The sequence below is a fragment of the Microbacterium album genome (assembly GCF_014643695.1).
Lineage (GTDB): Bacteria > Actinomycetota > Actinomycetes > Actinomycetales > Microbacteriaceae > Microbacterium > Microbacterium album.
In genome coordinates this window covers 56,328-78,702 of record NZ_BMJY01000005.1, presented here as the reverse complement: position 1 = coordinate 78,702, position 22,375 = coordinate 56,328, and the positions used below count along the sequence as shown (strand labels likewise).

At 71.3% G+C, this 22,375-nt stretch carries 17 protein-coding genes; 13 read left to right on the top strand and 4 right to left on the bottom strand.

Annotation, left to right across the window (positions count from 1 at the left end; genetic code table 11):
• Window positions 1-22: 22 nt before the first annotated feature.
• The 8 genes from IEX37_RS07830 (at window position 23) to IEX37_RS07795 (ending at window position 8,711) form a co-directional block, all read left to right on the top strand.
• On the top strand, window positions 23-1,159 hold the full coding sequence (locus tag IEX37_RS07830; protein ID WP_188755711.1) for a flavin reductase: 1,137 nt from the start codon (window positions 23-25) through the stop codon (window positions 1,157-1,159).
• Window positions 1,156-2,649: an aldehyde dehydrogenase family protein gene (locus IEX37_RS07825; RefSeq protein ID WP_188755710.1), complete on the top strand. Its 1,494-nt coding sequence runs from the start codon at window positions 1,156-1,158 to the stop codon at window positions 2,647-2,649. Before IEX37_RS07830 ends, IEX37_RS07825 begins: the two co-directional genes overlap by 4 nt.
• A 148-nt stretch (window positions 2,650-2,797) precedes the next feature.
• Window positions 2,798-3,808 carry an ABC transporter substrate-binding protein gene (locus IEX37_RS07820; RefSeq protein WP_188755709.1) on the top strand — a complete coding sequence of 337 codons (1,011 nt, stop codon included), beginning with the start codon at window positions 2,798-2,800 and terminating at the stop codon, window positions 3,806-3,808.
• Window positions 3,809-3,847: 39 nt separating this feature from the next.
• On the top strand, window positions 3,848-4,657 hold the full coding sequence (locus IEX37_RS07815) for an ABC transporter permease (protein ID WP_188755708.1): 810 nt from the start codon (window positions 3,848-3,850) through the stop codon (window positions 4,655-4,657).
• 2 nt (window positions 4,658-4,659) lie between these two features.
• Window positions 4,660-5,427, top strand: a complete 768-nt coding sequence (locus tag IEX37_RS07810) for an ABC transporter permease (RefSeq protein WP_188755707.1) — start codon at window positions 4,660-4,662, stop codon at window positions 5,425-5,427.
• Window positions 5,424-6,236, top strand: coding sequence for an ABC transporter ATP-binding protein (locus IEX37_RS07805; protein WP_188755706.1), 813 nt, complete (start codon window positions 5,424-5,426; stop codon window positions 6,234-6,236). Before IEX37_RS07810 ends, IEX37_RS07805 begins: the two co-directional genes overlap by 4 nt.
• A 73-nt stretch (window positions 6,237-6,309) precedes the next feature.
• Window positions 6,310-7,611 (top strand): NtaA/DmoA family FMN-dependent monooxygenase, encoded by a 1,302-nt coding sequence (locus IEX37_RS07800; protein WP_188755705.1) that lies wholly within the window; start codon window positions 6,310-6,312, stop codon window positions 7,609-7,611.
• The gene (locus tag IEX37_RS07795; protein ID WP_188755704.1) at window positions 7,608-8,711 is read left to right on the top strand and encodes a zinc-binding dehydrogenase; all 1,104 of its coding nucleotides are present in this window, start codon (window positions 7,608-7,610) and stop codon (window positions 8,709-8,711) included. Before IEX37_RS07800 ends, IEX37_RS07795 begins: the two co-directional genes overlap by 4 nt.
• A 23-nt stretch (window positions 8,712-8,734) precedes the next feature.
• Here the strand turns inward: IEX37_RS07795 and IEX37_RS07790 are convergent, their stop codons facing one another.
• Window positions 8,735-9,682 carry a LysR family transcriptional regulator gene (locus IEX37_RS07790; RefSeq protein WP_188755703.1) on the bottom strand — a complete coding sequence of 316 codons (948 nt, stop codon included), beginning with the start codon at window positions 9,680-9,682 and terminating at the stop codon, window positions 8,735-8,737.
• Window positions 9,683-9,765: 83 nt separating this feature from the next.
• Here IEX37_RS07790 and IEX37_RS07785 point away from each other — a divergent pair, with 83 nt between their 5' ends.
• Both IEX37_RS07785 and IEX37_RS07780 read left to right on the top strand, forming a co-directional pair.
• Window positions 9,766-10,881, top strand: a complete 1,116-nt coding sequence (locus IEX37_RS07785) for an alcohol dehydrogenase catalytic domain-containing protein (protein WP_188755702.1) — start codon at window positions 9,766-9,768, stop codon at window positions 10,879-10,881.
• 65 nt (window positions 10,882-10,946) lie between these two features.
• Window positions 10,947-12,098, top strand: a complete 1,152-nt coding sequence (locus IEX37_RS07780) for a M24 family metallopeptidase (RefSeq protein WP_188755701.1) — start codon at window positions 10,947-10,949, stop codon at window positions 12,096-12,098.
• Window positions 12,099-12,137: 39 nt separating this feature from the next.
• Here IEX37_RS07780 and purQ read toward each other — a convergent pair whose 3' ends face one another.
• A complete protein-coding gene (purQ, locus tag IEX37_RS07775; RefSeq protein ID WP_188755700.1) occupies window positions 12,138-12,845 on the bottom strand; it encodes a phosphoribosylformylglycinamidine synthase subunit PurQ in 708 nt (235 codons plus the stop codon).
• The gene (purS, locus tag IEX37_RS07770) at window positions 12,842-13,090 is read right to left on the bottom strand and encodes a phosphoribosylformylglycinamidine synthase subunit PurS (protein ID WP_188755699.1); all 249 of its coding nucleotides are present in this window, start codon (window positions 13,088-13,090) and stop codon (window positions 12,842-12,844) included. Before purS ends, purQ begins: the two co-directional genes overlap by 4 nt.
• A gap of 159 nt (window positions 13,091-13,249) precedes the next feature.
• On the opposite strand from purS, the gene IEX37_RS07765 reads away from it, so the two are divergent.
• Window positions 13,250-14,710 (top strand): HNH endonuclease signature motif containing protein, encoded by a 1,461-nt coding sequence (locus tag IEX37_RS07765; protein ID WP_188755698.1) that lies wholly within the window; start codon window positions 13,250-13,252, stop codon window positions 14,708-14,710.
• On the top strand, window positions 14,686-15,060 hold the full coding sequence (locus IEX37_RS07760; protein WP_188755697.1) for a PLD nuclease N-terminal domain-containing protein: 375 nt from the start codon (window positions 14,686-14,688) through the stop codon (window positions 15,058-15,060). Before IEX37_RS07765 ends, IEX37_RS07760 begins: the two co-directional genes overlap by 25 nt.
• Window positions 15,061-15,088: 28 nt before the next feature.
• On the opposite strand, the gene IEX37_RS07755 is transcribed toward IEX37_RS07760, so the two are convergent.
• The gene (locus tag IEX37_RS07755; protein WP_188755696.1) at window positions 15,089-15,763 is read right to left on the bottom strand and encodes a DUF2690 domain-containing protein; all 675 of its coding nucleotides are present in this window, start codon (window positions 15,761-15,763) and stop codon (window positions 15,089-15,091) included.
• Between the two features lie 608 nt (window positions 15,764-16,371).
• Between IEX37_RS07755 and IEX37_RS07750 the strand changes: the two genes are divergently transcribed.
• Window positions 16,372-22,371 carry an Ig-like domain-containing protein gene (locus IEX37_RS07750; RefSeq protein WP_188755695.1) on the top strand — a complete coding sequence of 2,000 codons (6,000 nt, stop codon included), beginning with the start codon at window positions 16,372-16,374 and terminating at the stop codon, window positions 22,369-22,371.
• The last annotated feature ends 4 nt before the right edge of the window (window positions 22,372-22,375 follow it).

Here is a 22,375-nt window from a genome sequence, read left to right as displayed (position 1 = left end):
CCCGAGCGGAGAGGAACAGGAGATGCTGACAGAGCTTCAGACGGCCCCCGCCGTCGATCAGGAGACGTTCCGATTCGTCGTCGGCCACTTCGCCAGCGGCGTCGCGGTCGTCACGACGAGCCTCGAGGGCGTGCCCTACGGCACGACGGTGTCCGCGGTCAGTTCGCTGTCCATGGAGCCGCCCATGATGCTCGTGTGCCTCAACCGCACGAGCCAGACGCACGACAAGGTCAAGGCGGCGCGCAGCTTCGCGATCAACGTGCTCAGCGCCGATCAGGACGCCGAGGCGCGCCGCTTCGCGCGCAGGTCGGATGCCAAGTTCGAGGGCGTCGACGTCGAGGAGATCCGCGGCGTGCCCACCCTGCGCGGAGCGCTCGCACGACTGGTGTGCGTGACCGACGAGGAGGCGGTCGGGGGGACGCACACGGTCTTCATGGGCCGGGTCGTCGAGGCTCGCGCGGCCCACGCGGAGCCCCTGGCGTACTACCGGGGCGCGTTCGGCGCATTCCACTCCGCCGCCGAGGACGCGGCCTACGGCGCCGTGCGCACCTGGCTCCTCGAACACCGCGAGCTGCGCGGCACGCCCGTCCCGTTCGAGCGGCTCGAGGAGGAGCTCGGGCTCGAGCCGGCCCTGCTCGCACGCGCCATCGCGAACCTCGCGCTGGATCGGCTCGTTGCCGCCGGCCCGGGGGAGGCGCTCACCCCGCTGCCGATCACCGCCGAGCTCATGAGCGCCTGCATCGAGGGCAGGGCCACGATCGAGTGCGGCGTGCTCATGACCCGTCTGCGCGACGCGGACGCGGAGACGATCCGCGGGATCCGGGAGCTCTTCGACCGGATGCAGGCGCTGCGCGGCCGCGACGGCGCGATGGGCGAGTTCCTCGACCTGAACGCGCGTCTGCAGGCGCGCATCACGAGTATGGCGGGATCGGCGGAGCTGACCCGGGCCTTCCACCGGATGGGACTCGGCGCGGTCTGGAACGCGACCGTGCCGCCGCACTCGTGGAGCGAGCTGTTCGACGACGGCCCGCAGCGGGCGCTCGTCGAGGCGCTCGAGGCCCGCGACGCCGGGGCCGCCTGCCGGGCCGTGCAGCAGCACGCCGCAGTGACCAAGCGGATCGCCCGGGAGCTGATCGAGAAGAGCGGGGGAGAGGTATGACGACGACAGCAGCAGGACCCGATGTCGACATCCGGGTGAGCCAGTACCTCGCGGAGCCGCTGCGCCCGCTCGTGGACGGGCGACGCGTGCCCGGCCGGGGCGGCACGCGCGAGTTGATCGATCCGGCCACCGGTGAGGTCTTCGCGCTGGCGGAGATGGCGTCGGCGGCGGACGTCGACGATGCCGTTCGCGCCGCGCATGCCGCGCGTGCCGTCTGGACAGCGCTGAGCCCGGCCGACCGCGGTCGTCGCATCCACCGGCTCGGCGAGCTCATCGAGCGCGACGCGGAGGAGCTCGCGCTGCTCGAGTCGCGCAACGGCGGCAAGCCCCTGGCGCAGGCGCGCGCGTTCGACGTCGCGCACGCGGCCGAGAGTGCCGTCGCGAACGCGGGCTGGGCGACGCGCCTGAACGGCGAGACCCGCGACATGTCGCGCCCCGGGCAGTGGCAGGCGATGACCCTGCGTCAGCCCATCGGCGTCGTCGGAGCGATCGTCCCGTGGAACGCGCCTCTGCCCATGGCCGTCAACAAGGCGACCGCCGCGCTCGCCGCCGGATGCACCGTCGTCCTCAAGCCCTCGGAGCTGACGCCCGTCACGGCACTGCGCCTGGGGGAGCTCGCGCTCGAGGCGGGCATTCCGCCCGGGGTGCTGAACGTGGTGCCCGGGCTCGGTCCCGAGGCGGGGGCCGCGCTCGTGCGCCATCCCCTCGTCGCGAAGATCGCCTTCACGGGGTCGACGCGCGTCGGGGCGGAGATCGGCCGCGACTGCGCGGCCGCGATGAAGCGGTTCTCGCTCGAGCTGGGCGGCAAGTCCCCCGTCCTCGTCTTCCCCGACGCGGACCTCGCGCGCGCGGTGCCGGCGGTCGCGATGGGCATCTTCGGCAACACCGGCCAGGTGTGCGCGGCGGGTTCGCGCCTCTTCGTGCACGAGAGCATCCATGACGAGGTCGTGGCAGGCATCCGCGCGGTCGCCGAGCGGCTGCGTCTGGGCGCCGGGGACGACCCGGAATCGGACCTCGGGCCGCTGATCTCGCAGGCGCAGAAGGAGCGGGTGCTCGGCTACATCCGGTCCGGCGTGGAGGACGGCGCGACGCTCGTGTGCGGCGGCGACCCCGGCGGACCGGGGTACTTCGTCAAGCCGACCGTGCTGACCGGGGTGCGCCCCGACATGCGGATGGTGCGCGAGGAGATCTTCGGCCCGGTCCTGGCCGTGCAGACCTTCGGCGACGACGACTCGATCGACGAGCTCCTGCGGCGCGCGAACGACACGGAGTACGGGCTCTCGGCCTCCGTGTGGACGCGCGACATGAGCCGCGCCCTGCGCCTCGCGCGAGGCCTCGAGACCGGCACCGTGCGCCTCAACAGCGCCGTCGGCATCGACCCGGCCGTCCCCTTCGGCGGCGTGAAATGGTCCGGCGTCGGCCGGGAGAACGGCATCGAAGGCGTCGAGCAGTTCACCGAGCTGAAGTCGGTGGTGATCGACCTTTCGTGACGACTCCGCCGCGCCGCGGCGGAGTGAACAAGACCGCCGCACCGCGGCGGAGCAGGACATCGGCAGCGGGATCGCTGGGCCCCTCGCCGACACACCCCCGACTCAGCGACCCCCCGCACATCCGTGCGAGCACTACGAGGAGGTAGTCATGAACAAGCGCATGATCGGGGCCCTGGTGCCCCTCGCAGCAGTCACCCTCGCCCTGTCGGGCTGCGGTGGCGACCCGCTCGGAGCGACCGAGCCTTCCGGCGCCGGAGAGCCGGGCGGCGGCTCCGCCGAGCTGACGCCCATCTCGGTGGTCGTGGCGCCCATCCACTTCGAGCCGACCTATATCGCCGACCGCGAGGGCTTCTTCGAGGAGGAGGGGCTCGACGTCGAGATCATCCGCGGCGCCGACCCGACGTCGAACATCGCGCGCGTCGTCAGCGGCGAGGTCCAGATCACGACGGGCTCGCTCGGCACGCTCGTCACGTCCAACGCCCGCGGCGTCCCCGTCACCGCGATCGCCGGAAACGGCTACACGAGCGCGGAGTACGCGACCTCGGGCATCCTCGCGCTGGAGTCGAGCGGCATCGAGTCGCCCGCAGACCTCGCCGGCCGCACGGTCGGCATCCAGGGGCTGAACACCGGCTCCGAGATCGGCATGTTCCTCGCCGCGGAGGACCACGGCATCGATCCCATGTCGATCGAGCGGGTGGAGCTCGCGTCGGCGGGCATGGAGACCGCGCTGCTGGAGGGCACCGTGGACGCGGTGCTCGCCTCCTCGCCGTTCTTCGAGCAGATCGGCGCCCGCGACGGCGTCTCGCTGGTCTCGACGCCCTCGACCGAGTACCTCGCGGGCTCGCCGATCACGGTGTGGACCGTCACGCGCGAGTGGGTGGGCGCGAACGCCGACACCGCGAAGGCGTTCATCCGGGCCATGGAGAAGGCGCAGGCCTTCTACGAGGACGACGCGAACGCCGAGGCGGTCCTCGACATCACCGCCGAGATCTCCGAGGTCGACCGGGAGAGCCTGAGTGCCGACTCGCTGATCCCGATCTCGGTCGCCATCGACGAGGAGCAGGCGAAGGTGCAGGCGGACGCGTTCGTGGAGTACGGCATCATCGACACCGCGGTGACGATCGACGACCTGCTGTGGAGCGAGGCGCCGCGCCGATGAACGCCTCGCACACGAGCCCGACCCCCGGGCGGTCGTGAGATGTCGACGTTCACGATCCCGATCGTCCAGCCCCGCGGGCGCCGCGTGCTCTCGCACCAGGCCCGGCTCGTGCTGAGCCGGATCGGAGTGCTCGCCGTGCTCGCGGGCACCTGGCAGCTGCTGTTCGTCGCCGGTGTGCTTCCGCAGGTGGCCCCCGACGTCTCGGCGGTCGTCGCCGCCCTGGTCTCCGTGGTGTCCTCGGGGACGTTCTGGACGGCGCTCGGCCAGACGCTGTTCGCCGCGTTCGCGGGCTGGACGATCGCGGCTGTCCTCGGGGTCGTCCTCGGCCTCGCGATCGGGGTGAGCGGGTTCCTCAGCCGGTCGGCCGAGGTGCTCGTGGAGTTCGGCCGCGCGTTCCCGATGCTCGCCCTGATGCCGGTGGTGGTGCTCGTGATCGGCGTCAACTGGCGGATGGAGATCCTGATGGTGGTGCTGTCGTGCCTCTGGCCCATCCTCATCCAGTCGATCGCGGGCAGCCGCCGGCAGGACCAGGCGGTCGTCGACACCGCGCGCGTGTTCCGGATCGCGCCGCTGCGCCGCTTCCGCAAGGTCACGCTCCCGGCGGCGATGCCGCTGATCTCGACGGGGCTGCGCATCGCGGCGTCCATGGCGATCCTCGTCGCCGTGGGCGTCGGGGTGCTGAGCCAGACCCCGGGGCTGGGGCGGCAGATCACGATGGCGCAGGAGGCGTCGCGCTGGGACGTGGCCTTCGCGTACATCGCGTTCGCCGGTCTCGTCGGCTGGGGTCTGAACTCGGCCATCGCCGCGGTCGAGAAGAAGACCCTCAGGTGGAACAGGCAGGAGGCGTAGGGATGGACATCCTCAGGAAAGCCGTGGAGAAGACGTGGCTGGTGATCGCGCTGGTCCTGCTGTGGTGGTTCGCCTCCGCCGGCAGCACCAACGTCTTCTTCCCCCCGCTGTCGGTCATCCTCGAGACGCTGTGGCGCGATCTGGCGAACGGCCTGCTGCTCGGGTACCTCGCCTTCAGCCTCACGAACCTGGCGCTCGGGCTGCTGTTCGCGCTGGTGATCGGGATCGGAGCGGGCCTGCTGATCGGCGAGATCCGGTGGCTGCGCGAGGCGCTCGCCCCGTTCGTCGACTTCGCGCGGTCCGTGCCCCAGGCGGCGATCGTGCCGCTCATCGTCGGGACGTTCGGGCTCGGCGCCGGACCGAAGATCTACACGATCGCCTTCGCGTGCGTGTTCCCGATCCTGCTCAACACGATCGACGGCGTGCGCGGGATCGAGCCGACCATCCGGCGGTTCGGCAAGGTGTACCGCATCTCGCCGGCGCGCTACTTCCGGCGCGTGGTGCTCCCCGGCGCCATGCCCCAGATCTTCGCCGGGATCCGTGTCGCCCTGCCGATCGGCATCACGGTGATGGTCGTCAGCGAGCTCTACGCCGCCAACCGCGGCGTCGGGTTCTACATCCTCAACTCGTCCAGCACCTTCCAGCTGGCGCAGACCTGGGCGGGCGCCGTGCTCGTCGGCGTGGTCGGCTACGCGATCGCGCTTCTCTTCTTCCGCATCGAGCGCATTCCGCTGCGCTGGTACTTCACGTCAGGAGCGATGGCCAAATGAACGCAGAGACAATGATGGCGCCCCCGGCCGCAGGGCCATCCGGCGAACCCGCCCCCGCACTGCGCGTCGAGGACCTCTCGATGCGGTTCGGCGAGGGCGCGTCGCTGAACCGCGTGCTCGAGGGACTGTCCCTCGCCGTCGCGGAGGGCGAGTTCATCTCGATCGTCGGCCCGTCCGGGGTGGGCAAGACCACCCTCCTGCGGTGCCTGTCGGGACTGATCACGCCCAGCGAGGGGCGCGTGCTCGTCCGGGGAGAGCTGCTGGCGCAGCCGCATCCCGCGGTCGGAGTGATCTTCCAGGACTACAGCCGGTCGCTCCTGCCCTGGATGACGACGATCGACAACGTCGCCTTCCCCCTCGAGGGGAGGTTCGACAAGCGCGAGCGCCGTCGGCGCGCGGAGGAGGCGCTCGCGAGCGTCGGTCTCGCGGGGCAGGGCCACAAGTACCCGTGGGAGATGTCAGGCGGCATGCAGCAGCGCGTCGCGATCGCGCGGGGTCTGGCGTACGAGGCGAAGATCCTGCTGATGGACGAGCCGTTCGCATCGGTCGACGCGCAGACGCGCTTCAACCTCGAGGACCTCGTCGCCGACCTTCACCGAGACCTCGGCCTGACGGTCATCCTCGTCACGCACGACATCGACGAGGCCCTGTACCTGTCCGACCGGGTCGTCGTGCTGGCCGGCAAGCCGGCGGGAGTGGTCGACGTGCTCGACACCGACTTCGGGGACCACCGCGACCAGGCGGCGACGAAGGCCGACCCGCGCTTCGGCGAGGCGCGCACCAAGATCCTGGGCCTGCTCGGCCACTGAGCGCCGCCCCCGGACGCCCCAGGCCCCACCCGACAGAAAACGAGGAGATGACGTGGACCGTCGACCCGAAAAGATGAATCTGACCACCTTCATGCTTCCCGCCGGCTATCACAAGGACAGCTGGCGGCTCGAGGGCAGCCGGGTCGAGGAGCTGGGCTTCCTCGACTTCGTCGCCGACATGACCCTGCTCGCGGAGGAGGCGAAGCTCGACGCGGTCTTCTTCGGAGACATCGTCACGGCCGACACGCTCCTGCGGGGAGACGTGAAGATGAACGGCCTCTACGAGCCCATCAGCGTGCTGTCGGCGCTGGCCGCCCGGACGAGCCGGATCGGGCTCATCGGGACGGTGTCGACGACGTTCTCCGAGCCGTACAACCTCGCACGGCAGATCCTCGGCGTGGATCACATGAGCGGCGGACGCGCGGGGTGGAACATCGTGACGAGCTCGCGCGGGAACCAGAACTTCGGGCTGCCGGAGATGCCGGATCCCGTGGACCGCTACCGCCGCGCGCAGGAGTACCTCGAGGTGGTCACGAAGCTCTGGGACAGCTGGGAGCGCGACGCGGTCATCGCCGACCGAGCCACGGGGCGCTGGGCCGATGCCTCGAAGCTGCACCGGATCGACCACCAGGGCGAGTTCTTCACGGTGCAGGGTCCCCTCAACATGCGACCGTCCGTGCAGGGCCGGCCGATCCTCGTGCAGGCGGGGTCCTCCGGTCCCGGTATCGACCTCGGCTCGTCGTTCGCCGACTGCATCTACACGGCGCAGCCGGACCTGGCGCGCGCCCAGGAGTACTACCGCGAGTACAAGGAGATCGTCGCGTCGAAGGGACGCAACCCCGCCCAGGTGAAGATCCTGCCGGGCCTCGTGCCGATCATCGGGGACACGCATGCCGAGGCGGAGGAGCTCGCCGAGCTGCTCGCGAGCCAGATCGACATGGACTACGGGCGCATCCAGCTCGAAGCCGACCACAAGCTCGACCTCACGGGCCTCGAGCTGGACGACCGCGTGCCGGCCGAGCGATTCCCGGAGAAGCTGGCGACGAGCCGGTCCAAGATCTTCATGCGCAAGGCGCTGGAGGAGCGCATGACGATCCGCGAGCTCATCGTGGAATCCGCTCGCGGCACGGGCCACGGCTGGTTCATCGGGACCGCGAGCGAGGTGGCCGAGCACATGATCACGTGGTTCAACGGGGCCGCGTGTGACGGATTCAACATCAACGCGCCGCACATGCCCGGTGGCATGGAGACGATGTGCCGCAAGCTCGTCCCCGAGCTGCAGGAGCGCGGCTACTTCCGCGAGGACTACGAGGGCACGACGCTGCGCGAGCACCTCGGCCTCGACCAGCCCGCGTCCGTGCTGGAGCGGGTGTGAGCGCCGGCGTCGGCGGGACGGCCGCCGTCCTGCACGGTCTGGGAGAGCGACTCGTGCTGGAGGAGGTGCGCTGGAGCGAGCCCGCCCCCCAGGAGGTGCTCGTGCGCATCGAGGCCAGCGGGATCTGCCGCAGCGACCTGACGGTCTCGCGCATCGACAACGGCTTCCCCCTGCCGCTGATCCTCGGGCATGAGATCGCGGGCGTCGTCGAGCGCGTCGGCTCCGCCGTCACCTCGCTGTCGCCGGGCGATCACGTGGTGGCGTGCCCCGTGAACCACTGCGGCCGCTGCCGAAGCTGCCGCATCGGTGAGCCGTTCCGCTGCAGCGACCACGCGGCGACGCAGAGGCGTGCCGACGAGGAGCCCCGTGTCAGCGCGGACGGGCGATCCCTCACCCAGTTCATCGGCATCGGCGGCTTCTCCACCCATACCGTGATGCACGAGAACCTCGTCGTGCGCGTGCCCCGCGAGCTGCCCTTCCACGTGGCCTGCCTCCTCGGCTGCGGCGTCGCGACGGGGCTCGGGGCGGCGCTCCACAGCGCGCGCGTGGGCCCGGGCGACACCGTGCTGGTCATCGGATGCGGCGGGGTCGGGTTGAACGTGGTGCAGGGCGCGCGTCTCGCGGGCGCGCGCCGCATCATCGCGGTCGACCGCAACCCGGCGGCCCTCGCGCTGGCGACCGAGCTCGGCGCGACCGAGGCGCTGCAGGCCGATGAGGTCGATGTCGTGGCCGCGGTGAAGGAGATCACGGGAGGCGGCGTTTCCCACGCGTTCGAGGTGATCGGCGTCCCCGACACCGTGGGGCAGGCGATGGACGCCCTGCGCAAGGGCGGGACCGCGTACCTCGTGGGCGTGCAGCGGCCCGACGCCGTCCTCGGGATCCCCTTCCGCCACTTCTTCGAGCAGAAGGGCATCCGGGGCGTCGCGATGGGCTCGACGGTTCCGCACGTGCACATCCCCGAGTACGCCGACCTGTACCTGCAGGGCCGGCTGTACCTGGACGCGCTCGTGGCGAACCGGATCCCGCTCGCGGACGTCAACGACGGGTTCGACCGCCTGCTCGACGGCGCACTGGCCCGCTCCGTGATCGAGTTCGCGTGACGGCCACCGCGACGCGGCGCCGGTCAGACGGCCGACGGCTCGCGGATGACGTTCCAGGCCGTCTCCATCCACCGCTTCGTGAGCGCGCTGGGCTTCGCACCCTTGGGAAGCACCATGCACAGGTCGATGGGCTGGGCGGAGCCGCTCGAGATGGGCTTCGAGACGATCTCGAGGTTCTCGACGGACACCCTCAGGTCGTACTGCTCGTAGGAGAGGCCGAGCCCCGTCCCGCGCCCGACGAACGCCCGCATCGTGCCGACGTTGCGGCACGTATGGGCGATGCGGGGCTCGATGCCCTCGTCCGCGAAGATGCGCAGGTAGTGCTCGAAGAGCGGGGACGCGCTGAAGAGCACGAACGGCTCGTCGGCGACCATCGCCAGCGGGACGCTGTCGGGCGCATCGGGCCCCGCGAGCGGGTGGTCGACGGGCATCAGCAGACGGGGCGTCACCGACACGAGCGGAACGCGCTTGAGCCGGTGGTCGAGATCCAGGTCGTACATGAACGCCATGTCGATCGTGCCCTCGAGCAGTCGCTCCTGGAGCTCGTCGTGCGCGTCCTCGATGAACTCGAGGCTCGCGTGGGGCAGCACGGACGCGAACCGCGCCTGCGTCATCGGCAGCACCACGGGAGCGAGCGACATGTAGCAGCCGACGACGAGGGGGCTCGTGGTCGAGTCGTCCTCACGGAACGCGTTCTCGAAGTCGAGCAGGTCGGTCAGCAGATTCCGGGCCAGCGCGAGCGCGGCCTCGCCGGACGGCGTCAGCACGAGGCCCTTGGCCTTGCGCCGCACGCACAACTGCACGCCGAGCGTCGCCTCGAGCTCGTCGATCGAGGCGGAGATGGCCGAGGGCGCGACCCTCAGCAGCCGGCCCGCCTCCGCGAGCTTGCCGCTCTCGGCGGCCGTGACGAAGTGCCACAGCTGCCGCGTGGTCACGCGCGGCAGACGCCGTTTGAGCAGTCGCTGGTCCATGGCGCCCAACATAGGGCATGCCGCGCGACCCATCCCCACGGGCGGCGGCGCCGGCCCGTCCGCCGTCTCGAGAGGGCGAGCTCATGACCCGCACCGGCATCGCGGCCGTCGTCCGCGCCCTCGACGGGGTGTTCCGCGTCGAGCAGGTCGAGTTCTCGGAGCCGGAGGGCACCGAGGTGCTGGTCGAGGTCGCGGCGGCCGGGCTGTGCCACTCCGACCTCAACGTGGCCAGCGTGGACCGCGGGCGGGCCCTGCCGCTCGTGGCCGGTCACGAGCTCGCGGGCACGGTCGTGGCCGTCGGGCCCGGTGTGACCTCGCTGCGGACCGGCGACCGTGTCGTCGGGACCGAGGTGCGCACGTGCGGGCGGTGCCTCCCGTGCCGGGAGGGCCGTCCGACCCTGTGCGCGGCGCCCGGTGCCCTCGAGCGCCCCGCGGGGGCGTCGCCGCGCATCCGCAGCGGCGAGGGCTCCGGACGCGGGACTGCGGTGCACACCCTCGGGACCTCGGCGTTCGCGACGTACTCCCTCGCAGACGAGCGCCAGTTCGCCGTCATCCCGGACGAGATGCCGTTCGCGCAGGCGAGCCTGCTGGGCTGCGGCGTCGCGACGGGCGTCGGCGCGGTCCTGAACGTCGCTCGCGTGCGACCGGGGGAGAGCGTCGCCGTGTTCGGGCTCGGGGGCGTCGGCCTGAACGTCGTGTCCGGCGCCGTGCTGGCGGGCGCGACGACGATCGTGGCGGTCGACGTCGACCGGGACAAGCTCGAGCTCGCCGGGCGGCTCGGGGCGACGCACCTGGTGGACGGCTCCGTGCCGGACCCGGCGAGAGAGGTCGCCGCCGTCGCGCCGGGAGGCGTCGACCACGCGTTCGACGCCGTCGGCGCCGTGCAGGCGACCATCGCCACGATCCGCTCCACGTGCCGCGGCGGCGCCGCCTACCTCATCGGCATCCCGCGCCCGGGTGCCCTGCTCGAGCTCGACACCATGCGGGACATGATCGGTCACCAGCGATCGCTCCGGGGCGTGTACATGGGCGGCACGAACCCCGCGCGCGACATCCCGCTCTACGCCCGCATGTACCTCGACGGCCGGCTGCCCCTGGACGACCTCATCTCGGAGCGCATCCACCTCCGTGAGATCAACCGCGCGTACGCCGCGCCGCCCGCCCATGGCGCCCGCGCCGTGATCGAGGGCTTCGCGTGAGCGGCGTGAACCGCCGTGCCGACCCGGGGCGACCATCGCCCGACCATCACCAGAAGGAGAACACCATGACCATCGCCAGCGTGGAGGGGATCACCCAGATCCCCGTCAGCGAGCTCACGGATCGCATCGCGAAGATCCGGGAGGAGATGAAGGCCCGCGACATCGAGGTCCTGCTGGTCGCGGGCCTGCAGGACATCTTCAACCGCGGGCACGTCCGGTACATCTCGAACCTCGGCGGCGGCGGGATGATCGTCCTGCCGGCCGAGGGGCGGCTGACCCACTTCATCCATCCGGCGATCGCCCACTCGCCCAAGATCGACAAGGTGGGCCCGATCCGCGAGTTCATCGACGTGCGGCCCTTCGGCGACGGAGCCTACGGCTTCAGCAACGATTCGGTCGGGCTCATCCGCAGCATGAACGTGTCGGGCAAGGTCGGCTATGTGGGCGGATCCGCGATCGGGGTGAGCGTGTACGACGCGCTTCGCAATGCCGTGGGCGACGCGCGCATCGTCGACGCGAGCGATATCTTCTGGAAGCTGCGCGCGATCAAGAGCGAGAACGAGATCGCGCTCATGCGGCGCTCCGCCGCGATCGCCGACGATTGCTACGACATGCTGCGCGACTTCATCCGGCCGGGGATGAGCGACTACACCGTGTACGGCGAGATCAAGAAGTTCGTCTTCGAGCACCAGTCGCCGTACTCGCTCGAGGTGATCGACGCCGAGGGCGGGTTCATGAACTTCGACCGTTACCCCACGGGCGACGTGCTCGAGTCGGGCGGGACGCTGTTCATGGAGATCACGCCGGCGTACGGCGGCTACTACGCCCAGCTGCCCGTCTCCATGCCCGTCGACGAGCTGAGCCCCTCCCTGAAGCGCCTGGCCGCCGCGTGGCACGCGGGTTTCACGCTCGGGGAGTCCATGCTGCGCCCCGGCACCCTCGTGTCGGACGTGTCCAAGGCGATGCGTGCGCGCATCGCGGAGGCGGGCGCGAGCAACCCGTTCTCGCACGGGCACGCGATCGGGCTGGACGTGTCGGACGGCTGGGTGCTGGGCGACCAGGCCGAGTTCGAGCTGCGGCCGGGCATGACGCTGGCGATGCATCCCGCGGCGATCACGGAGATCGCCGGGGAGGGCTTCACCGCCGGCTACACGTACCTGATCACGGAGGACGGTGCCGAGCGCCTGAGCCGGCACGACTTCTCCTTCGGCTGGTGAGCCGCGCCTGGGTCCGTCGCCGCCTCGAGGGCGGCGGACTCAGGCGGCCTGCGCCACGACCGCGGAGATCGCGCTCGCGAAGATGCCGAGACCGTCCGTGCCGGAGCGCATGGCGGCCGGCGTGGCGGGGCCGAAGCCGGGCTCGACTGCGTGCTCGGGGTGCGGCATCAGGCCGACGACGTTCCCGCGCTCGTTCGTGAGGCCAGCGATGTCGTTGAGCGAACCGTTGGGGTTCACGCCGAGGTAGCGGAAGGCGACCTGGCCCTCGCCCTCGACCCGCTTGAGGGTCTCCTCGTCCGCGATGTAGCCGCCGTCGGCGTTCTTGAGCGGGATGATGATCTCCTGGCCCTGCTCGAACTCCGTGGTCCACGCGGTGTCGGCGTTCTCGACGCGCAGGCGCTGGTCGCGCCGGATGAACTGCTGGTGGGCGTTGCGGATCAGTCCGCCCGGAAGCAGGTGCGCCTCCACGAGCATCTGGAAGCCGTTGCAGATGCCGAGCACCGGCATCCCCTTCGCGGCTGCGTCCTTGACCTCGGTCATGATGGGCGCGAGCGCGGCGATCGCGCCGGCGCGCAGGTAGTCGCCGTAGCTGAACCCACCGGGGAGGACGAGCGCGTCGACGCCGTGCAGGTCGTGCGAGCCGTGCCACAGCGCGACGGGCTCGGCGCCCGCGAGTCGGACGGCGCGCTGGGCGTCGCGATCGTCGAGCGACCCCGGGAAGGTGATGACCCCGATGCGCGCGGTCATTCCGCCACCTCGATGCCCACGACGTCCTCGATCACGGAGTTCGACAGGATCTCGTCGGCCACCTGCCGCGCCTGCGCGAGCAGCTCCTCGGTGACCTCGCCCTCGACCGTGAGCTCGAATCGCTTGCCGATGCGCACCTCCGTGAAGGCGCCGTGGCCGAGCCGGGAGAGCGTCCCCGTGACGGCCTTCCCCTGCGGGTCCAGGAGCTCGGCCTTGGGCATGACGTCGACGACGATGGTGGGCATGTTCGGGCTCCGAATGTCGCGGGAGGGGGAGGACCGTTCCATTCTAGGCGCGGCCCGCCGCAGCGGGCTCACGGGAGTCGGTCTGCCGCGGAGGCGTGGTTGTCCACAGCCACCCCGGAGATTCGAACAAATGTCCGAGGGTGGTGGCAGAGTCGGGGTATGCCGAGGTTCATGGACGCCGACGAGGTCAGCTGGGGGTTCACCCCGGCTGAGCGGCGCCGTGCTCGGGTGCTGATCGAGGAGCTGAAGCAGGTGCACGCCGCGCGGGCGGCACTGGCGGCCCGCGAGGCGCGGGTGCTGGCCGGGCTCACCGGGATCGCGCTGGACCAGCTGGAGCGGTGCGAGTCGGCGGGCCAGTACGAGCTGCCGTTGCGGTCCATGGCCGCGGAGGCCGCCGCGGCGGTACGGGAATCACCGCGCGGTATGCAGGGCCGCATGGACCGCGCGTTCGATCTCGTGCGGCGTTTCCCCGCGACCTACGACGCCCTCGCGGACGCGCGGATCTCGGAGCGGCACGCACGCGAGATCGTCGACGCGGGAAGCCGTATCGCCGACGACGCGGCGCGCGCCGGATACGAGGCCGGCATCCTGCCCCTGGCCGAGGGCAGCACGCCGGCGCGCACGAGCGCGCTCGCCGCGCAGGTCGCCGAAAGACACCACCCCACCACGCTGGCCGAGCGGCACGAGACCGCCCGCGAGGAGCGCCGGGTCTGGGTCGAGGACCTGCCGGACGGGCTGGCAGAGGTGCACCTGATCGCCCCGGCGATCGTCGCCTACGGCATCTACGACCGCCTCACCACGATGGCCGAAGCCGTCCGACGCGACCGTGCGGCCGCCGCCCGCGACCTCGACCACCCCGAGCCCGCCGGCGCGGCCCCCGCCAGCGTCGAGCCGGCCGGCGGCGAGGGCGCCGACGCCGGGCACGGCGGGGACGACCCGCGCGCGGTGAAGGCCAGCGATCAGCGTCGCCTCGCGCAGCTGCGCGCCGACATCGCCGCCGACCTGCTGCTGACCGGCGCCCCCACCGGTCACGACGCCGAGGGCGCGATCGCCGCGACCGTCGAGGTCACGATCCCCGCCACCACGCTCACCGGTCTCGACGACGCCCCCGCGCTGCTTGCCGGCTACGGCCCGATCGACCCCGACACCGCCCGCCGCGTCGCCGGGCACGCCACGGCCTGGGAACGCCTGTTCCACCATCCCGACACCGCGGCGCTCCTCACCGTCGACCACTACACCCCCACCGCAGCGCAACGCCGCTACCTTCACGCGCGTGACAAGACGTGCCGCGCACCCGGCTGCACCACCAAGGCCTCGCGCTGCGACATGGACCACACCGTGCCCTACTCTCACGGCGGCCGGACCCACATCAGCAACCTCGGCGCGCTCTGCCCGGGCCACCACACCATGAAGCACCACCCCCCTGGCGCCTCACCCAGCTCCCCGGCGGGCGCATGCGCTGGCACAGTCCCGCCGGCTACGAATACACCGACATCCCCACGATCGTCTATACCGGCGGGCCACCCCCGCCCTTCTGACGAGCGAGCAGCCGCCAAGGGTCGCCACACACCGGAATGCGGCGATAGCGTGGCGGCATGTACATCGTGCTGTCGCTGCTGACGTTCGCGTTCTCGGTGGTCACGCTCATCGACATCATCACCCGCCAGGACGGGCAGGTGAAGCACCTACCCAAGTTCTTGTGGCTGATGATCGCCATCATCATCCCGCTTCTCGGCGGCATCCTGTGGTGGGCCGTGGGACGCGAGTATCCGGAGCGCCCCGTCCGCGCCGCGCGTCCCACCGGAGCCTGGGAGGCGCCGGTGCGGATCGTGGACGCGCGTCCCGATCGTCGCAGCACCGAGCAGCAGCTCCTCGATCTCGAACGCGAGATCGAGGAGGAGCGGCTGCGCGCCGAGATCGCCCGGCGCAAGCGCGAGCGCGAACAGGGCGCCGGCGAGCCGGCCGGCTGACGCGCCGGCCCACGACGCGGCGACCGGGTCAGATGCAGATGGGATCGCCGAGGTCGATGCGCTTGCCGTCGACCGTGAAGCTGCCCTCCGCGCACAGCAAGGTGTCGGGCGAGGGGCGGACCACCAGCGTCGTGTACGCGCCCTGCACGTCGTGCTCGGTGGCCTCCTGCCGGTCCGGGCCGTTCGGCGCGGTCTGTGGGTAGATCGCGATCGTCACGGTGTTGCCCTGGTACAGGCCGTCGTAGCGGGTGATGCGCCCCCACCCGGCGTAGCACTTGTTGGACCAGACGATCTCGAGCAGGGAGTTGTCGGCGCGGGTGTCGCCGGTCGCGACGGACGCGTCGTCGACGCACTCCGTGTGGGCCGGATCCTGGCCGGTCTGGACCGCGATCCGCGGAGCAGTCGGGGGCGTGAGCGCGCGGATCTGCTCCTGGTGCAGGTGGGACGTGACGAGCGCGGCGGCGGTGCCGGTCGTCGCGGAGCCGAGGACGAAGGTCGCGGCCGCGAGGAGGATGGCCGTGCGCCGGCGCATCGGGCGCGCGGCCGGCGGCGTGACGGCAGCGTCGCCCGGCTCCTCGTCGTCGGGGACCGTCGTCGGGACGGCCGGATCGGCCGCCTCGCGCGCGGTCATTCCCGCGAGCGCGTCCCGCCGGTCGATCCACACATGCGGCTCACCCGTGCAGATCCGGACGATGCCGTCCACGGTGCGGGCGGAGGGGAGTCGTCGGCCGGCGAAAGCGTCCGACAGTACACTGCGCGAAATACCGGTTTCCCGCTGCAGGTGCGTGAGGGTCGGGTTTCCCGCCTCAAGACGGAGTTTGCGAAGATCCGCGGCGAAGCGGGCCACCGAATCGGCGTCGGCTGTGGACTCTGCGGGCACGGGCGTTTCCCCTAGGTCTGCATTCCTCGGACGTGACATATATACCACCGGTGAGGCGTCGTCCCTCTGTGGTATGCGCGCGGAATTTCACACCGATTCGCCGACGAATCGGGATTCCAGAATGTGACGGATTTTCCGGAAAGGGCCGGATCGGACGTTTTCCGCGGCAGGAGGCGACTCCGCGTCGATTAGATGTGACTCGTCCCCGGTGCGCGTACCCGCGCCTGCACCGGGGCGGGGAGGCGAAGCAGAGCGTTACCCGGCGCCAGCTGTGACGCCCATCGTGATGCCGACCGTGAGGTCGGCATCACGGCCGGCCTCGTCAGCGAGACCGGGCTCGCGGAGCCGCTCGTTCCGCGAGCCATCCCGTGAAGCGATCGTCCCCGTCCAGTGTCCATCACGCCGCCCGCGCGGCGCGACCCGGGAGAGCGATGCCGCAGCTGTTCACCGCCCTGCGCCGGCACCGCTCTGCCCTTGCGTCAGGCGCGACCCTCACCGCGGCCGCGGTGGTGGTCTCGACGCTCGCCATGATCTACGAGGGCGTCGCCACCGCGGATCTCGAGCTCGACGACGGGGGCGTCTGGGTGACGAAATCCGACGACCTGCTCGTCGGACACCTCAACTATCCGTCGCGCCTGCTCGATGACGCCGTCCGCGCGCGGTCCCCGCAGTTCGACGTGCACCAGGACGGCGATGCCGTCCTGGTCGTGGATTCCGCGAACGGCACGCTCGCATCCCTGGACGTCGCGCGCGTGGAGTTGGCGACCGAAGTGACACTCCCCGCCCCGGGCGCCGTCGCGCTGGGGGGCACGACGATCGGACTGGCCGTCGAGGGGCGACTGTTCTCCGTCCCCGTCGACAGGATCTCAAGCGCGACCTTCACCGAGGACGATGCGCTCGGGGAGGTCGGTGAGGGAGCGGGGGTCGCCGTGTCGCGCGACGGCTCCCGCGTGTACGCGGTGTCGCGTGCGAGCCGATCGCTCTTGACCGCTCCCGCGGGAGCGTTGCGCGACGACGTCGAGTCGGCGGACCTGCCCGGGGTCACGGACGAGTCGGAGCTCGCCGTGACCGCGGTGGGCGACACCGGGGTCGTACTCGATGCCGCGGCGGGTGCCGTGCTGCTCGCGGGACGCCGCATCGAGTTGCCGCAGGCGTCCGGAGGCGTGCTCCAGCACGCCTCCGCGGCGCACGATGCCGTGTACATCGCGACGCCATCGGCGCTCGTGCGTCAACCTCTCGACGGGGGGTCGCCGGAGATCGTCGCCACGGTCGACGAAGGCGTACCGAGTGCGCCGGTGTGGCTGAACGGTTGTGTCTACGCCGTCTGGAGCGGGTCCGGCGTCTACGTACGCGACTGCCCGGGGGAGGCGGACGACCTCACCACGGCCATCGACGTCCCGGCCGAGGCGACGCTGGTGCTGCGCGCCAACCGGCGTGTGGTCGTCGTGAACGACACGATGGCCGGCACCGTGTGGATCGTCGACCAGTCCGTGGAACGGGTCGAGAACTGGGACGATGTCGTCCCGCCACCGGACTCGAACGCCGACGAGGAGCAGAGCCAGGACGAGCAGCCGCACTTCGACCTTCCGGAGCGCAGCGCCGAGAACACGCCGCCGACCGCCGTCGACGACCAGTTCGGGGTGCGGGCGGGACGCTCGACGCTGCTGCGGGTGACCGACAACGACAGCGACCCCGATGGCGATCTGCTCAGCGCCCGCCTGGTCGGTTCCCCGCCCAGCGGATGGGACATCGCGCCGGTGCTCGGCGGCTCGGCCCTGCAGGCGGCCGTGCCCGCGAACGCCACCGGCACGGTCGTGTTCGCCTACGAGGTCGACGACGGGCGCGGCGGCACGGATCAAGCGGACGTCTCGGTCTCGGTGCACGGCGACGAGGTCAACGGCCCGCCCCAGCAGCGCCGCGTCAACACGCTGCAGGTGGAGGCCGGCGCGTCCGTGACCTACGGCGCGCTGGACGGGTGGATCGATCCCGACGGGGACGACTTCTTCCTCGCCCACGCGACCGTCGAGGGCGGTGACGAGGTCACGTTCCGCAGCAACGGCGTGATCGACTACCGGGCCAGCAGCGCGACGCCGGGGATCAAAGAGGTTCAGCTGACCGTGTCGGATGGTCGTGAGGAGGCCGTGGGCACGCTGCGCGTCGACGTCCGGCCTGCGGGCGCTTTCGGACCCGTCGCGAACGCCGACCGCGTGACGGCGACCGCGGGCATCCCGGTCACCGTCGCCCCGCTCGAGAACGACCTGAGTCCGAGCGGCGAGCCGCTACGCCTGGCCAAGCACGACCATGCGCCCGGCGCGCGCATCACGCCCGACTTCGCGGCGGGCACTTTCGAGTTCCTCGCGGAGGCCCCCGGCACCTACTACGTGCAGTATCTCGTCACCGATGGACCGCGTTCGGCGCTCGGGGTCGTCCGCATCGACGTGCTGCCGGCGACGTCCGACTCCCAGCCGCCGGTCGCGGTGCGCGACGTCGCGCTGCTGCCGGTCGGGCGCGACGTGCTCGTCGACGTGCTTGCCAACGACTCCGACCCCGGCGGCGGGATCCTCGTGGTCCAGAACGCCGTGGCCCCGGCCGGCGGAGCCGTGTCGGTCGAGGTGCTGGAGCACCGCATCCTCCGCGTCACCGATCTCGGTGGCCTCCTCGCACCGCTCACGCTCACCTACACGGTGTCCAACGGCGCTCAGAGCGCGACGGGCGAGGTGCTGGTCATGCCCGTGCCCCTGCCGGAGACGCTGCGGCCGCCCGTGACCGTCGATGACACCGCCACCGTGCGCGCGGGCGATGTCGTGACGATCCCGGTGCTCGCGAACGACTATCACCCGGACAATGACATGATCCGGCTGGAGCCCGCGCTCGTCGAGACGAACGTCGGCGCCGACGATGCGATCTTCGTCGACGGTGATCGGGTGCGCTTCCACTCGGGCGGGACGCCCGGCACGGTGTACGCGACCTACGAGATCGTCGACTCGCAGCAGAATCGGCGCGCCGGATACGTGACCATCCAGGTGCTGCCGCCGGATGCGGGCACCAACGCCGCGCCCCGGCCCAAGCCCGTGGTCGCGCGCGCGATCGCCGGCAACACCGTCCGGATCGCGGTGCCGCTGGACGGCATCGATCCCGACGGCGACTCGGTGGAGCTGGTCGGCGCGACGTCGAGCCCGGGGAAGGGTCGCGTCACGGTAGGCGACAGCTGGTTCACCTACGAGGCGTATCGCAACGCGTCCGGGCGCGACAGCTTCACGTACGCGGTACGGGACCACATGGGCGCGACCGCGGAGAACACGGTCACGGTCGGCATCGCGCCGCCGGGGGTCGACAACCAGCCTCCGTACGCCGTCAAGGACGTGGTCACGGTCAAGCCCGGGCGGCGCGTGGCGGTGCCGGTGACGGTCAACGACTCCGACCCCGACGGCGACGCCATCGCGATCGACCCGTCGCGGCTGGTCGTCCCTGCGGGAGTGGAGGCGTCGGTCGTCGGTGGGCGGGTGCTCGTGACGGCCCCGGCCACGCCCGGCGAGTACTCGCTGACCTACACGATCGCCGACACATACGGGGCGACCGCCGACGGCGTGCTCGTGGTTCGCGTGGACCCCGAGGCGCCCGCACTGGCGCCGATCGCGCGTGACGACCGCGTCAGCCCGCTGCGCATCGGCGCGGGCGAGCAGGTCGATGTCGCCGTGCTCGAGAACGACGAGGACCCGGACGGCACCACGGACGCGCTCACCGTGCGCGTGGCAGACCCGGACGCGACGGTGCGGCGCGACGGCACCGTCCGGCTGGCCGTCGGGGACGGTCCGCGCATCGTGCGCTACTCCGCGACGGACCCCGACGGCGAGACCGGTCAGGCGTTCGTGTTCGTGCCGGGACGCGCCACTCTGCTGCCGACGCTCATGACGGCCGAGCCGATCCGGATCGTCGGCGGCCAGACGCTCAGCATCCCGCTCGCAGATCACGTGCGCGTGCGTGCGGAACGGGTGCCGCGCATCGCGGTGGCCGAGTCCGTGCGCACGGGGCACTCGAACGGCGCGCCGCTCGTCAAGGACGAGCACACGCTCGAGTACACGGCGGCCGAGGGATACTTCGGACCCGACAGCATCGGCGTCCGTGTGACGGACGGCACCGGGCCGGATGATCCCGAGGGGCTGAGCGCGTATGTGAACATCCCGATCCACGTGCTCCCGTCCGAGAACCAGTCGCCGACCCTGCGCAATGCGTCCGTGAAGGTCGCCCCGGGCGAAGAGGCGGTCACGGTGAACCTCGCCAAGCTGGCCTACGACCCCGACGAGGACGACCAGGACCGGCTGACGTTCTCCATCGACGGAGCCGTGCCCGCCGGGTATCGCGCGTCCGTGTCGGGCGCCACGCTGACCGTCTCCGCGGACGCGGATGCACAGCCGGGGGCCTCCGCGGCGCTCGGTATCCAGGTCAGCGACGGCACGACCACGCCCGGCACCGGGACGATCACCCTCACGACCGTCGTGTCACAGCGTCCTTATGCGGTCGCCAACGACGACGTCATCGCGCGCGCGAACCAGGGCGAGGCCCGTCGCGTGGACGTGCTCGCGAACGACGTCAACCCGTTCGAGGGGGAGGCGCCCCTGCGCGTGCTGGGCGCCCGGGTGGACAGCGGCGCCGGAACGGCCGTGGTCGACGGCGATCAGGTGGTCGTTACACCTGCCGCGACCTTCACCGGCACGATGATCGTGTCATACCGCATCGGCGACGCCACGAACGCTCCCGAGCGCGAGGTGGACGGGCGCATCCGGCTCACCGTACAGGGCAAGCCCAGCGCGCCGTCGATGCCGTCGGTGACGTCCATCCAGGACCGGACGGTGGTGCTGTCGTGGACGCCGCCGGCGAACAACGGCTCGCCCATCACAGGGTACGAGGTGACGTCGCCGCAGGGCCACAGTTCGAGCTGCGCCTCCACCACTTGCACGCTCGACGGACTGACGAACGACGTGGAGTACACCTTCCAGGTCGTTGCGATCAATGAGGTGGGTCGCTCCGACCCGTCGCCGATGTCGGCGCCCGCACGCCCCGATGCCCGCCCCGACACCCCCGCGCCGCCGACGCTCGTGTTCGGCGACCGCAGCGTGGCGGTCTCCTGGACGGTCCCCGGTTCCTCCGGCTCGCCGGTGCTCGGCTACAACCTCGAAATCTCGCCCGCGCCCGCGACAGGACCGATCCAGCGCACGGGCGTGAGCGGCACGAGCATGGTGTGGGACGGTCTCGAGAACGGCGTGGCCTACCAGGTGCGCGTGCAGGCGGTGAACCGCGCGCCCGACCCGTCGGACTGGAGCCCCTACTCGGCCGCGGTCGTGCCCGCCGCCCCGCCGGACGCCCCGGGCCAGCCCACGACGGTGCCTGCCAGCCCCGTCGGCGCCCAGGCGCAGATCGCCGTGTCGTGGGCTCCGCCGGCGAACGACAACGGCGACGCCGTGTCGTCGTACACACTCACCGTCAAGCGAGGCGGCGCGGTGGTCAACACGCTCACGGGCCTGACCACGATGAGTCAGAACGTCGTCGTCGACACGAGCGAGACCGACTACGCCTTCTCGGTGACGGCCCACAACAAGGCGGGGACCTCCGCGCCCAGCCCGGACTCCGCGCCGCGTCGCGCCGCGCTGGCCCCGGCCGCACCCGCATCGGTGACCGTGACGCCCGGCGACGGCAGCATCGTCGTCGCGTTCGAACCGGGGCCGCTCAACGGCAATCGCGCGGACGAGGTGACCTATCACTACCGCGTGAACCAGACGGGGGCCCAGGGGACGCTGCCGCGAGAGGGCGGCAGGATCACGGGCCTGGCGAACGGATCACGCTACAGCGTCAACGTCTGGGCCACATCGGCCGTGCAGGGCGTCGCACCGGGCTCCGAGGCCGGGTCCAACGAGGCCGTGCCGTTCGGACGGCCCATCATCACCCTTCAGGGCATCGAACGCCTCGACAACGCCGTGCGTTTCCGCTGGCATGTCAACCCCAACGGGCGATCTCTCACGCACGCGAGCCACGGCGGCGAGGGGAACCACGAGCACACCGTGACCGGTGTGCCGGCGGGTGGGAGCGCGACCCTCGACCTCTCGGTCTCGAACGAGGCCGGCCCCGCCACGGCCCGCTGGGAGGGCCGCGCGAACGATCCGCCGCCGAAGAGCGCGTCTGTACGCAAGACAGGCGCGAACAGCTTCATCCTCACGTACACGAGCTTTCCCCCTGGCACGTACCTGGTGAAGTGCTGGAACCGGGAGGAATACAGGAACGCGACGACACAAGATCCGCGATTCATCGGCACCATCGGTGAGCGCTCGTTTGGGCAGAACGGCAACCTCGAGCTTTCATGCCCCACGACGCCGCCGGGCGGCCCGTTCTCCGTCGAGATCCAGGGCATCTACTGGACTCCGACGATCACCTGGTAGTGCG